Origin of the sequence: Pseudomonas abyssi (assembly GCF_002307495.1) — a bacterium.
Classification (GTDB): Bacteria; Pseudomonadota; Gammaproteobacteria; order Pseudomonadales; family Pseudomonadaceae; genus Halopseudomonas; species Halopseudomonas abyssi.
The window spans coordinates 19,617-32,544 of sequence record NZ_NTMR01000024.1 but is presented as its reverse complement, the minus strand read 5'-3'; the positions used below and the strand labels follow the sequence as shown (position 1 = coordinate 32,544).

At 64.1% G+C, this 12,928-nt stretch carries 13 protein-coding genes; 2 read left to right on the top strand and 11 right to left on the bottom strand.

What is annotated here, in order from left to right:
• Positions 1 to 146 precede the first annotated feature (146 nt).
• From CNQ84_RS16265 to wrbA, 11 genes are all read right to left on the bottom strand, one after another.
• Positions 147 to 2,078 (bottom strand): methyl-accepting chemotaxis protein, encoded by a 1,932-nt coding sequence (locus CNQ84_RS16265; protein WP_096005892.1) that lies wholly within the window; start codon positions 2,076 to 2,078, stop codon positions 147 to 149.
• Between the two features lie 392 nt (positions 2,079 to 2,470).
• Positions 2,471 to 2,953: a nucleoside deaminase gene (locus tag CNQ84_RS16260; protein ID WP_096005891.1), complete on the bottom strand. Its 483-nt coding sequence runs from the start codon at positions 2,951 to 2,953 to the stop codon at positions 2,471 to 2,473.
• A 57-nt stretch (positions 2,954 to 3,010) separates the two neighbouring features.
• Positions 3,011 to 3,802: an ABC transporter permease gene (locus CNQ84_RS16255; RefSeq protein WP_096005890.1), complete on the bottom strand. Its 792-nt coding sequence runs from the start codon at positions 3,800 to 3,802 to the stop codon at positions 3,011 to 3,013.
• Complete coding sequence (locus tag CNQ84_RS16250) at positions 3,783 to 4,568, bottom strand: ABC transporter ATP-binding protein (protein WP_096005889.1); 786 nt, start codon at positions 4,566 to 4,568, stop codon at positions 3,783 to 3,785. The genes CNQ84_RS16255 and CNQ84_RS16250 overlap by 20 nt, the downstream gene beginning before the upstream one ends.
• A 2-nt stretch (positions 4,569 to 4,570) precedes the next feature.
• A complete protein-coding gene (locus tag CNQ84_RS16245) occupies positions 4,571 to 5,566 on the bottom strand; it encodes an ABC transporter substrate-binding protein (protein ID WP_096005888.1) in 996 nt (331 codons plus the stop codon).
• Between the two features lie 232 nt (positions 5,567 to 5,798).
• Positions 5,799 to 6,767, bottom strand: a complete 969-nt coding sequence (locus CNQ84_RS16240; RefSeq protein ID WP_096005887.1) for a DMT family transporter — start codon at positions 6,765 to 6,767, stop codon at positions 5,799 to 5,801.
• A 1-nt stretch (position 6,768) separates the two neighbouring features.
• On the bottom strand, positions 6,769 to 7,572 hold the full coding sequence (locus CNQ84_RS16235) for an ABC transporter permease (protein ID WP_096005886.1): 804 nt from the start codon (positions 7,570 to 7,572) through the stop codon (positions 6,769 to 6,771).
• Complete coding sequence (locus CNQ84_RS16230) at positions 7,569 to 8,447, bottom strand: ABC transporter ATP-binding protein (protein WP_096005885.1); 879 nt, start codon at positions 8,445 to 8,447, stop codon at positions 7,569 to 7,571. The genes CNQ84_RS16235 and CNQ84_RS16230 overlap by 4 nt, the downstream gene beginning before the upstream one ends.
• Positions 8,448 to 8,497: 50 nt before the next feature.
• Positions 8,498 to 9,508, bottom strand: coding sequence for an ABC transporter substrate-binding protein (locus CNQ84_RS16225; protein ID WP_096005884.1), 1,011 nt, complete (start codon positions 9,506 to 9,508; stop codon positions 8,498 to 8,500).
• Between the two features lie 309 nt (positions 9,509 to 9,817).
• Positions 9,818 to 10,273: a redox-sensitive transcriptional activator SoxR gene (soxR, locus tag CNQ84_RS16220; RefSeq protein WP_096005883.1), complete on the bottom strand. Its 456-nt coding sequence runs from the start codon at positions 10,271 to 10,273 to the stop codon at positions 9,818 to 9,820.
• Positions 10,274 to 10,427: 154 nt separating this feature from the next.
• Positions 10,428 to 11,084 carry an NAD(P)H:quinone oxidoreductase gene (gene wrbA, locus CNQ84_RS16215; protein WP_096005882.1) on the bottom strand — a complete coding sequence of 219 codons (657 nt, stop codon included), beginning with the start codon at positions 11,082 to 11,084 and terminating at the stop codon, positions 10,428 to 10,430.
• A gap of 121 nt (positions 11,085 to 11,205) precedes the next feature.
• On the opposite strand from wrbA, the gene CNQ84_RS16210 reads away from it, so the two are divergent.
• On the top strand, positions 11,206 to 12,174 hold the full coding sequence (locus tag CNQ84_RS16210) for an isopenicillin N synthase family dioxygenase (RefSeq protein WP_096005881.1): 969 nt from the start codon (positions 11,206 to 11,208) through the stop codon (positions 12,172 to 12,174).
• Positions 12,167 to 12,919, top strand: coding sequence for an alpha/beta fold hydrolase (locus CNQ84_RS16205; RefSeq protein WP_096005880.1), 753 nt, complete (start codon positions 12,167 to 12,169; stop codon positions 12,917 to 12,919). Before CNQ84_RS16210 ends, CNQ84_RS16205 begins: the two co-directional genes overlap by 8 nt.
• Positions 12,920 to 12,928 lie beyond the last annotated feature (9 nt).

The window sequence follows — 12,928 nt, the reverse complement described above, 5'->3', positions numbered from 1 at the left end:
CTCGGTGCGGCAGGGTGACGCGGGGCGCAGAGTGTATCAGGTTCTGGCGCCCCGCTCGCTGCTGGCCATGTGCCCGCGCGCCGCTCTAACACGCGGGTTGTAGTCCGAACGCTGGAGCCCGCGCCCTGGCGCAGTCGTCAATACGGCTAAAGTTGAAAGCGCTCCATCTGGCTGCTGAGGTTGGCGGCCAGCTCGGCCAGGGCCTGGCAGTTGGCCTGGCAGTCGCGCACTTCGTTGGCGGTGGCGTGGGCCAGATCGGCAATGCCCTGCGCATTGCGGGTGACCTCTTCGGTGACGCTGGATTGCTCTTCGGTGGCGGTTGCGACCTGATGGTTGATGTCGCTGATCTGCTCAACCTGCCCGGCGATGGTCTGCAGCGACTCGCCCGCCGCGCGGCTGGCCTCGACGCCACTGACGGTCGCGTCCTGCCCGGCGCGCATGGCGCTGACGGCCTGTTCGGCACGGCTCTTGAGCGACTCGATCATCTGCTGGATTTCGTCGGTCGAGGCCTGAGTGCGGCTGGCCAGGGTGCGGACTTCGTCGGCGACCACGGCGAAGCCACGGCCCGATTCACCGGCGCGCGCCGCCTCGATGGCGGCATTCAGCGCCAGCAGGTTGGTCTGCTCGGAAACGCTGCGAATCACCGTCAGCACCCGATCGATGGAGGTGACCTGCTCGGCCAGTTCGGTCACCGAGTCCGCGGCGCGGCCGATGTCGGCCGACATGCGCTCGATGGCCTCGACCGACCGGCCGACCACCGTTCTGCCCTCGCCGGCCTCGGCGTGTGCAGCACTGGAGCTGTGCGCGGCGCTGTTGGCGTTGCGCGCAATCTCCTGCACGGTCAGCCCCATCTCATGGGCGGCGGTGGCAACCAGATCGGTCATCTCGTGCTGACGGCCGGCGCGTTCGGCGGTGTTGTCGATCACCTGGGCTACCTGGGTGACGGCGCTGCTCAGCTGACGGCTGGTCTTCAGCACGTCGCTGATCAACTGCCGCTGGCTGGCGACGAAGGCGTTGAAGCCGCGGGCCAGATCACCCAGTTCGTCTGCACGGTTGTCGTCCAGCCGGGCGTTCAGATCACCGCCGCCGGCCGAGATGGCGCCGAGTGCTTGCGACACGCGGCGCAGCGGTTGCACCAGGCCACGCACCAGCAGGGCCATCAGCGCCAGTGCCAGCAGGCCGACGGCGCCAGCGATCAGACTGGTGCGCAGCAGTGCGGCGCGGGCGTCGGCATAGATTTCGTCTTCCGGCACCAGGCTGACCAGGGTCAGGCCGAGGCGTTGCAGCGGTTGGGCACTGGCCAGCCAGGCTTCGTTGTCACGCTGAAAACGCACTGGCTCGCTGCCGCCTGCGGTCAGTGCGTTGGCGGCGTCGGCGCTGGTCAGGTCACTCAGGCTGCGGTTGTCATTGAAGCCGGCGTTGGGGTGTACCTTGACCTGCTGATCGGCGCCGATCAGAAAGACCACGCCGCGCTCGCCAAACTGAAAGCCGCCGATCAGCTCCGACAGGCTCTGCAGGCTGTAGCCCAGACCGGCGACGCCAAGGGTCTTGTCCTTGAGGGCGATGCGTTGATTGATGAACAGCGTCGGCAGACCGGACGCCTTGTCGGTGTCGATGGAAGCCACCTGGTCGGCGCCGCTGTCGACCAGGTTGTAAAACCAGCTGTCTGCCGGGTTGTCGCGACTCATCACCCGAATCTGGCCCTGCTCGGAGTAGAAGTTGCCGCTTTCCAGCACGGCGATGCTGGTGGTGAGTGCATTTTGCTGTTGCTTCACTCCGTCGAGATAACGCGCGAAGGCGCTCATGCGGATCGGATTCTCTCCGTAAGCGAGCCAGTCCTGCACCAGGCTGTTGCCGGCGATGGCCTCGGTGGCGGATATGGGGCCAGCCAGGGTGCGTTCCAGGTCGTTGCGAATGGCGCTCACCTGCGCGGGTAATGCTTGCTTGATCAGATAGCGCTCGGTCATCTGGCGCAGCACCGAGGAGTAGATCAGCACCACAATCAGGGTGGTGACGCCCAGCGCGGCGCCCATACTGATGATCAGCTGCCATTGAATACTGCGTTTCCAAAGGGTCATGGACGTGCTCTCGACAAAGCCTGACCGTCGCCGCAGGTGCTAGGGAAGCACTGATCAATTCCACACGCCCTCTGCGAGTGCTCAAGCATGCAGATGCAAGGCGCAATGTGCGGCCAATAGTGGTTCTATTGGCAAGCAGCGCAACGCAGTAGATGCATGCTTGAGCGCTCGCCCTACGGGGCGTTCAGGCTGGGCCGCACTCTGCGTTGTGATTTCTCGACAGGTCCAGACATGCCTTCGAAACCACGCTTTGATTGCAGCCCAGCCTGAACGCCAGAGGGCATGTGGAATTGATCAGTGCTTCCCTAGGCCTTCGGACGGGCAACGGTCAGGGGGAGGTAGAGGGGCTGCGGTGGCAGATGAGCCGGGCGAGTCGCCTGCAGCCCCGATAATCAGTCTTTCCAGAAGTCTTCGTGGACGCGGATGGATTCCTCTTCCAGCAGCGGGCCGATCACCTCGACGCTGCGCTGGCCAGACTCGAATACCGTGCGGCAGGGCAGATCCAGCGTCGGGTTTTCCGGGTGGTTGCCGGTCATGTCCTTCAGGCGCTTTTCGCTGGCGCCGTAGACCACCCGGCCCACGCCGGCCCAGTACACCGCGCCGGAGCACATGGCGCAGGGTTCGGCGCTGGTGTACATGGTGCAGCCGGCCAGCACCTCGGGGCTGTAGGTGGTATTGGCGCGGGTCATCAGCACCCGCTCGGCGTGGCCGGTCATGTCGTGATCGGGCAGAAAGGCGTTCAACTGCTCCATCAGGACGTTACCGTCGGCGTCGACCAGGATGGCCGCGAACGGGTGGATGCCTTGTTTGCCGGCATCGATGGCCAGCCGGAAGCTTTCACGCAGAAAATAAATATCGCGTTCGGTATGACTCACGGGGGGTGTCCTTGCTTGTAGCTTGAAGGCCGGCGGCGCAGGCACCGCCGGCTGTTGTCACTTCTTCTTCGGCAGGCTCCAGGCGAAGAAGATCTGTTGGGTCCACTGCACCGACTTGAACAGCAGCAGGCTGACAATGGCGAGGAAGAACAGACCGGCAAAGGCCTGCGGAATCTTGAAGAAGGAGGTCGAGAACTGGATGAAGTAGCCCAGCCCCTCTTCGGCGGCGACGAATTCCGCCACCACCGCGCCGATGATCGCCAGGGTGATCGCCACCTTGAGGCCGCTGAAGATGTGCGGAATCGCGTAAGGAATACGGATCTGCCAGGTTTCCCGGCGGGTCGGTGCATCCAGCGAGCGGCTCAGTTCGATCAGCTCGGCCGGCGTCTCGTTGATCCCGGTGGCGGTCGAGACCACCAGCGGGAAGAAGGTCAGCAGGCAGGTGATCAGCACCCGCGACGGATCGTCCGAGCCCATCATCACGATGATCAGCGGCGCTACCGCAACCACCGGGGTGGATTGCACCACCACCAGCATCGGGTACAGGGTGCGGGAGAGAAACTCCGAGCGCATCATCGCAATCGCCAGCGGAATGCTGATCACGATGGACAGCGCAAAGCCCATCAGCGCCACCCGCAGGGTCGCCCACAGGTGCATCATCCAGCGGCTGAACTCGACGTCGAAGAACGCCTTGCCGATCTCGCTCGGTGCCGGCAGCACGTAGGTCGGCAGCTCGAACACGCGGCAGACCAGCTCCCAGAGCAGGATCAGGCCGACAAAGAACAGCCACGGCGACAGGTTCAGCAGCAGCGCGCGACGCGCGGCGGCGTCAGTGGGCGTCTGGCTCATAGATGTGTTTCCTTATGCGGTCAGTCAGCTCACTGAAACGGGGTTGCTTGATGGTGTCCGCGCTGCGCGGGCGGGGCAGATCCACTTCGATCAGATCCAGCACGCTGCCCGGGCGTTTGCTCATCACCAGTACGCGGTCGGCGAGCAGCACCGCCTCGGAGATCGAGTGGGTAATAAACAGCACGGTTTTCGGATTTTCGTCCCATATTTTCAGCAGATCGAAGCCGATCTGCTCACGGGTCATGGCGTCCAGTGCCGAGAACGGTTCGTCCATCAGCAGAATATCGGGGTTGAGCAGCAGGGCGCGGACAATGCCGACCCGCTGCTGCATGCCGCCGGACAGCTCGTCCGGCATTTTTTCGGCAAAGGCTTCAAGCCCTGCCATGGCCAGCAGTTCGTCGGCGCGCTTTTCATCAGCGGCGCCGTAACGGCCAAATTTATGCTTGAGCGGAAACAGCACATTCTTGCGAACGGTCAGCCACGGCAGCAGGGTCGGCTTTTGAAACACGATGCCAACGTCGTCACGGGGGCCGTTTACCTGCTTGCCGAAAACGCTGACCTCGCCGTCGCTTGGAATCAGCAGGCCCGAGACCATGCGCAGCAAGGTGGACTTGCCGCAGCCGGAGGGGCCGACCACCGCCACAAACTCGTGGCGATGGATGTCGAGGTCGATGCCTTGCACCGCCATCGGACTGCCAGGCGTGGGATCGTAACGATGCCCGACGCCGGTCATCCGCACGAAAGCGCGTTCGCTAGTGTGCTCCATGGTTACTCCGCTTCCGGCATGAAGTCGCGATTGACGATGGTTTCCGGGTCCAGTGAGTCAACACTCAGCTCGTTGGCGCGGGCGACCCACTCCCAGGTGACGGCAAGACGCTCGGGCGTCATGGTGCCCAGGCCGTCAGCCTCGGTGATCTCGTTGAAGGTCAGCGGCATGGAGTCGCCGATCTGCGCGGTGGCGACCGCGGCGTCCACTTCCGGCACCATGGTGTGCAGGTCAGCCGCGGCCAGTTCCGGATGCTCGTGGGTGAAGCGCAGGGACTTGTCGTAGGCGCGCATGAAGCGCTCGGCGACATCCGGACGCTCGGTCAGGAACTTGTCTGCAGCAACAACGGCGGAGCTGTACAGCGACAGGCCGGCGTCAGACCAGCGGATCACGTTGATGTCCTTGCCGGCAGCGGCAGCTTGCTGCTTGAACAGCGCAATGTTGGTGACCCAGGCGATGATCGCCTCGGTGTTGCCGGTGACCAGCATCGGGCCCAGCGCGCCCGGATCGGACTTGGTCAGACTGACCGAATCGGTGGGCATGTTGTTGGCTTCCAGTACCAGCGGCAGGAAGGCGTTGGAGGAGGTGAACGGCGAGGTGGCGACCTTCTTGCCGGCGATGTCGGCAAAGCTGTTGATACCGCTGTCGGACAGCGCGAAGAAGGCGTGCGGGCCCTGGTTGAAGATCATGTAGACGGCGCTGACCGGCACGGTATCCTGCGCGCGGGCGGCCATCAGAGCGCCGATGTCGGCGCTGCCGATATCCGCCTGGCCGGTGGCGATCTTGGTGATGGCGTCGGTGGAACCACGGCCGCTGGCAACGGTGACTTCCAGGCCTTCGTCAGCAAAGAAGCCTTGCTGAATACCGGCGTAGACCGGAGCCTTGTCGCCCCCCGGCAGCCAGTCCAGTTGGTAGGTAACCTTGTCGGCTGCAGCGGCGAACCCGCTGGCAGACATGGCGATGACCATCGCCAGTACGCCGGACGCTTTTTTCAACATGAGTCATTCTCCAGAGTGATGTGCTTGGCTTTTTTATCCTGACCAGTTGGGCAGGTTTTGTTTATGTTGAGCAAGTTGCGGGCCAGTTTTCCAAAATGTTGAAAATTGGCTAAAAGCCCCCTGTTTTCAGGGCCTTGGCGGGGACGGCTACGTACTGACGGCGGCGTCTCTGAATTCCTGACCAGAGCGCCGCTCGTTTTTGGTGCGGTGTGAACCAGAGTCGTGCGTTGTCTCAGCCGACAGGCGCGCCACCGGCTGCCGTGGTGCGATTGCGCAGGGCCTGGCGTCGATCGGCGAGACCGACCACCAGAATGCCCAGCGCAATCAGGGCAAAGCCGGCGAGGTCGCTCGGCGTTGGCACTTCACCCAGAAACCAGGCGGCCGACAGCATGCCGACCGCCGGCACCGAGGCCGAGCTGAGCGACAGGCTGACCGCCGGCAGTGAGCGAATCGCCGCGACCTGCGCGGCCACACAGATGCCGGAGGCAATCGCGCCGCTGAATACCAGCATCCAGACAAAGCTCGGCTCCCAGTCGATCTGGTTCGGGCTCTCCAGCAGCAGCGCCAGTGGCAGCAACGCCAGCACCGAGGTCAGCAACTGCCAGGGGATCAGCGACAGCACGTCGCCGTGCCAATGGTGCCGACGTACGTGCACCAGCCCGGCGGTCCAGAGAATGGTGCCCAGCATGATCAGCCCGCCGCCGATGAACACATCGTGGTCGGACCAGTCGATGCTCAACGGATTGAACACGGTCAGCAGGCCGGCCAGCCCCAGGCCGACACCGATGGCGCGCGGCAGGGTAAAGCGTTCACCGAGAAACAGCGCCGCTGCCGGCACCACCCAGATCGGCGTGGTGTAGGCCAGAATCGCCGCCCGTCCCGCCGGCAGATACTGCACGCCGAGGGTGACCAGGGTAATGAAGGCCATGTTTTGCATAATGCCGACGGACAGCAGCACCGGTACATCTGCGCGCCGTGGCAGGCGCAGCACGCCGAGCACGGCGGCGATGATGAACATCGCCAGCGTGCCCAGCGCCATGCGCATGCAGGTGAACAGCAGTGGCGGGCTGTTGGCCAGCCCAAGCTTGAGGATCGGAAAGTTCAGCCCCCAGCCGAGGGCATTGAAGCACAGCAGCAGATAGCCCAGCCGGAAGGCGTAAGTGTGACCGCCGGTGCTGCCGGCGGTCGCGTTCCGGGCCACCTCAGTGCTCCACTTCGAGGGCGCTTTCGTGCCAGTTGTGCAGGGCGCGATTGGACAGCCAGACCATCAGGGCGAACAGCGCGATACCGGTCAGGGTAATCAGCAGCAGGGCGGCAAACATGCGTGGAATCTGCAGGTTGTAGCCCGATTGCAGAATCATGTAGGCCAGCCCGGCCTTGGCCCCGCCGGTGCCGGCGACGAACTCGGCGACGACCGCACCGATCAGCGCCAGCCCCGAGCTGATGCGCAGGCCACCGAAGAAGTACGGCAGCGCCCCCGGAATACGCAGGCGGACCAGCTCCTGCCAGCGGCTGGTGCGATACATGCGGAACATGCTCAGCAGGTTCGGGTCGACGCTGCGCAGGCCCAGGGTGGTGTTGGAGATGATCGGGAAGATGGCGATGATCACCGCACAGACGGTCAGCGCCCAGGTGGTGTCATCCACCCAGATGATGATCAGCGGGGCAATCGCCACCACCGGCGTCACCTGCATCAGCACCGCGTAGGGGAACAGGCTCATCTCGATCCACTTGCTCTGTACAAACAGCAAGGAGGCGGCTACGCCCAGTACCACCGCGATGGCAAAGGCCAGGAAGGTCACTTTCAACGTGATGTACAGCGCCCCCAGCAGCGGCTGCCAGCCGTCGATCAGGGCTTTGAAGATCTCGACCGGTCCCGGCAGGATATACTTGGGCATCTCCAGCGCCTGGACGGCAATTTCCCAGAACAGCAGGAACAGGATACCGACGCCCAGGGGCGCGGCGACTTTGACGAAGTTCTCGTTCTGGATCAGCGGCGCGCTCATGCCTTGATCTCCTGTGGCTGGCCCATGGCGCTGGCTCGTTCCAGCGCCTGCGAGACCTGGCGGCAGTAGCCGGCAAACTCGGTCGAGACACGGAAGTCGGCGTTGCGCGGGAAGGGTTGATCGATGCTGATATCGTCGACGATGCGGCCCGGACGCGCAGCCATCACCACCACGCGGCTGGACAGGTAGACCGCTTCGTAGACGCTGTGGGTCACGAACACGATGGTCCAGCCGTTCTTCTGCCACAGCTTGAGCACATCGTCGTTGAGCTTGTTGCGGGTCATCTCATCGAGCGCGCCGAAGGGTTCGTCCATCAGCAGCAGGTTGGGCTCGGTGACCATGGCGCGGGCAATCGAGGCGCGCATCTGCATGCCGCCGGACAGCTCGCGCGGGAAGGCATGGTCAAAACCCTTGAGACCGACCATCTCCAGTGCGTCGTCGATCTTGGTTTCTACTTCAGGCCCCCGCTGGTGTTCCAGATCCAGCGGCAGGCGCACATTCTTGCGCACCCGTGCCCAGGGCATCAGGGTCGCGTTCTGAAACACGAAGGCCAGCTTGCGGCCCTTGTCGCCAACCACGTCATAGCCCTGCTCCCAGAACTTGACGGTGCCGGTGGTCACGTCACCCAGGCCGGCCATGATGCGCAGCAGGGTGCTCTTGCCGCAGCCGGAGGGGCCGAGCAGGCTGACGAACTCGCCCTGGCGGACGGTCAGGTCCGCGCCCTTGAGCGCGACAGTGCCGTTGGAATAAATCTTGTTGACGCCTTCAACCTGCAACACAGGGCGCGGGTTGCCATTGCTGTCGGTGTGCGCCAGCTCGGCGGCGCTGTCATCGACCGGCGTGGCCTTGAGCGGCGTCACTTTGGAGCGTGTCATGGGGTATCTCCCGCGGCGGCCCGCAAGCAGGCCGCCGGCTGGTCGGTTAATCAGGGCAGAACGGGTTCGGTCGGCAGGTAATCCAGGCTGTACACATCGTGGATATCCAGGCTGGCATCAACCAGGCCGGCTTCCAGCATGAACTCGTGAATCTTCGCCCAGCGTGCGTCGGTCATCACCCCGATACCGCGGGTGGCCGCGTCGCCGCCGGTCACCAGACCGTATTCCTGCATCTTGGCGATGCCGTAGGCGATCTGCTCGTCGGTCATTTCCGGGTTGGCTTCCTTGATCAGCGCGTTACCCGGTGCCGGGTCCTTGAAGTAGCTGGCCCAGCCTTCCATGCTGGCTTGCACGAAGCGGCGCACCAGGTCGGGGTTCTCTTCGATCAGCCCGTCAGTGGTCTCGATGGTGGTGGCGTAGGCCGGATAGCCGTAGTCCGCCAGCAGGAATACGGACGGCTGAATGCCGGCCTTCTCCATGGCGAAGGGTTCGGACGACAGATAGCCCTGCTGCACGATGTCCTTGTCGGCCAGGAAGGGCGCGACACTGAAGGTGTAGGGGCGGATCATGTCATCGGTGTAGCCGTACTTGGACTTCAGCCAGGGCCAGAAGGTGGTGTTGGCGAAAGCAGCGATGTATACCGGCAGACCCTCGGCCTTGATTTGTTCCAGCGAGGTGATGTGCGGGTGCGCGATCAGTGCCTGCGGGTCGCCCTGGAAGGCAGCGGCCACGGTAGTGACCGGCATGCCCTGCTCTACTGCCTTGACGGCGCCGACGGCGTAGCCCATGGAAAAGTCGCGCTTGCCGGAGACCAGCAGCTGCATGCCGTTGACCTGCGGGCCGCCCATTTCAATGGAGACGTCCAGACCGTACTTTTCATACAGACCGGTGGCCTTGGCCTGGTAAAAACCGCCGTGCTCGGCCTGGGCGTACCAGTTGGTGCCGAACACCACCTCGTCCAGCTCGGCTGCCATCAGGGGGCTGGACAGGCTGCCAGCAAGGACTGCGCCGGCCATGCCGAGCAGTGCAGACGACTTCAGGTTCTTGCGGGGGTGGCGCATGTGGTGCTCCTTCGATTCGGTGATAGCTGACCATTTATTCAACATTTGAAGGACAGCAAGCGCCGTGCCACATGCTCGAAAGGCCCGGTTTTACATTTCCTGATCAGTTGGTCAGCAAAAATCGTGCACCGCATTGCGCCTTTTGCAGGCACGGCTGCACCCCAAATGCACATGCGCAGCGCAGCTCGCGTCAACGCGGCGGCCAATCACCTCTGCGCCAAGGCGCGCGACGCCGGCGCTCATCTGGATACGCTAGCCTGACTTGCACCGTGGGCGGGTCACTGGGAGGAGGTCAGGCTGCGGGTGGTCTCAGGGGCGTTCGAGGATATGTGCGCCGGGGCCTTGATTGGCCATTACGTCATTCGGGTTGCGCAGCGGGCAGTCGTCCAGCGACAGGCAGCCACAACCGATGCAGCCGGTCAGTTCGTCACGCAGGCGCTGCAGTTGTGTGATGCGCTCGTCCAGATTGGCGCGCCAGCGCTCGCCGGCCTCTTTCCAGAGCCGGGAGGAGGGTTTTATGCCGGGCCGGAACGGGCCGATAGTCGCGCGTACCTCCTCCAGCGGTATGCCCACGCGCTGGGCGACCCTAATGATCGAGAGGTAACGCAGCACGCCGGATACGTAGCGCCGCTGGTTGCCGGCGGAGCGGGTGCTGGTGATCAGTCCGATGGACTCGTAGAAGTGCAGGGTGGAGGCCGGCAGGCCGCTGCGGCGAGAGACCTCGCCGATGGTCAGAATGCGCTGGACAGGAGGAGACTTGGCCATAACAAAACCTCAAGAAAACCTGAGGTGTTTATAAGCGCACGCCGCGGTGCAGGCAAGTCCGCATGGCCGGTAAAAACTGACCTGCTGCACAGCTTTGTAGCGCTAGGCCCGCTGCGGCGCTGTTTTCGCACCGCATTGGGTCGCCGCTGCAGGCTTAGTGCGATTGTCCGGCAGCCAGATCGACCGATGCCGGCTCAGGGATCACCTGCCCCGCCAGACGCGCAACGCGCGCGCCTAGGGCGCGAGCAATCGCCTGCTCGCCGTCATCCACGCCGAGGGTGCCATTGAAGCCGGTGACCGCCGAGGCGCCGTAGGGCGAGCCGCCGCTGCGGGTGTGCACCAGCTCCGGCACGCTGTGCGGTACGCCCGCGAGGATCATGCCGTGCTGCAGGAACGGCAGCAGCAGGTTGAGCAGGGTCATCTCGTTGCCCGAGTGCATGCCGCCGGTGGAGGTGAAGGCCGCGCCCACCTTGCCGATCAGCGCGCCCTGGCGCCACAGTGGCGCGACCTCGTCGATAAAGGCGCGCAGCGGGGTGCTCATCAGCCCGTAGCGGGTCGGCGAGCCCCAGATGATGCCGCCGGCCCATTCCAGGTCCGCCATGCGGGCCTGCGGTAACGACCGGTATTCGGTTTGCGCGGCAATGAAATCAGCGCGCTCGGTGTCCACGCTGAACTCGGGCTCGGACAGCGCAACCCGGCACAGGCGCACCTCGGCACCCTCGTTGGCAGCGCCTTCGGCGATGGCTTTGGCCAGGGTAAGGGTGGTGCCGTAGCGCGAATCGACGACGATGGTAATACGTGATGCGGACATAAAAGCGTGCTCCTGAAAGCCTGATTTACAAAGTCGGTTTAGCCGTGCTGTACGCCTTGGCATGCAATATGAATACCTGACCAGATGGACAAGTTGATTTTCCATCCCCCAGGAGAACGAAATGACAGAGCAGTATGGTGCAGCGACTGCCAATCTGCCGGTAATCGATATCAGCCCGATGTCGGGCGGCAGCGCACAGGCCAAGGTGGCAATGGCCGCGACCCTGCGCGACGCCTGCGAGCACAGCGGGTTTTTCTACGTCAGCGGCCATGGCATCGAGCCAACGTTGATCGAGCAGGTATTCAGCGCATCAAAGCAGTTCTTTGAGCTGCGGATGGCCGACAAGCTGGCGGTCGACAAGGCCCAGTCCAAGGCCAACCGGGGCTACGAGCCGTTGCGCGGCCAGACGCTGGAGGCCGGTGCGCCGCCGGACTTGAAGGAAGGCTTTTATATCGGCGAGGAGGTGGCCGCCGATGACCCCCGCGCCCTCAGCCGCTTCAACACCGGACCCAACCAGTGGCCGCAGAGCGTCTCGGCCTTCCGCCCGGCGATGGAGCAGTATTACGCCGCAATGACCGAACTCAGCGCCCGGATCATGGCCGCGCTGGCGTTGTCGCTGAACCTGCCGGAGGACTTCTTTGCCGATTTTTGCGAGTCGCCGCTGTGTACCCTGCGCCTGCTGCACTACCCGCCTCAACCCGGCAACCCACAGCCCGGTGAAAAGGGCTGCGGCGCGCACACCGACTTTGGCGGCATCACCGTGCTACTGCTCGACGACAAGCCCGGCCTGCAGGTCTGGGATGCCGCGGGCGAGCGCTGGATTGACGCCAACCCGATCCCCGGCACCTTCGTGGTCAACCTCGGCGACATGATTGCCCGCTGGACCAATGATCGCTATCGCTCGACGTTGCATCGGGTGGTCAACACCTCCGGCGCGGAGCGCTACTCGGTGCCCTTCTTCTACAGCGGCAACCCCGACCATGAAGTGCGCTGCCTGCCGGTCTGCCTGCAGCTGGGCGATGCGCCGCGTTATCCGGTAACCACGGTCGAGGCGCATCTGCAGGAGATGTACCGGAGGACCTATGCCTGAGCCAGAGAACAAGCCGACCTTTGTATTGATCCACGGCGCTTGGGCCGGCAGCTGGGTATGGGATGCCCTCAAACCGGAACTCGAAGCCGCTGGCCACCGGGTGCTGGCGCTCGACATGCCGGGCAACCCGCAGCATCCAGCCGCAGCCGAAGACATCAGCATGGCCGGCTGCATGGCGCATATCGCCGCCGCCTGCGCCGAGATTGAAGGCCCGTTGCTGCTGGTCGGTCATTCCGGCGGCGGCGTGATCGTCACTCAAGCGGCGGAGATGCTCGCCGAGCGCGTGGCGGGCGTGGCCTATCTGGCGGGCATGATGCTGCCCTCCGGCCTCGGCTTTGCCGAGCTGACCACCGAGTTGATACAGAACCATCCGGAAGCCGTCGGCATCTGGCCCCATCTACACTGGGCGGAGGATCGCCAATCCTCGACAGTGCCGCCGGAGGCGGTATGCGAAATCTTCCTGCAGGATCTGCCGCGCGACCAGGCCATGGCCGCAGCGCAACGCTTCTGTAGCCAACCCGAAGGCACCCGAGCGTTGGTCGCCAACTGGACCGCCGAGCGCTTTGGCCGTCTGCCACGGCTGTATGTAGAGGCCACAGAGGACCGCTCCGTGGTGCTCGCCGCGCAGCGCAAGATGCAGGCGCTGGTGCCGGGCGCGCAGGTCGTCAGCCTGCCCTGTGGGCATGTACCGCAGGTAGTGCAGACGGCGGCGGTTGCTGAAGCCTTGCTGGCGTTTGCCAGTTGATGGAAGCAG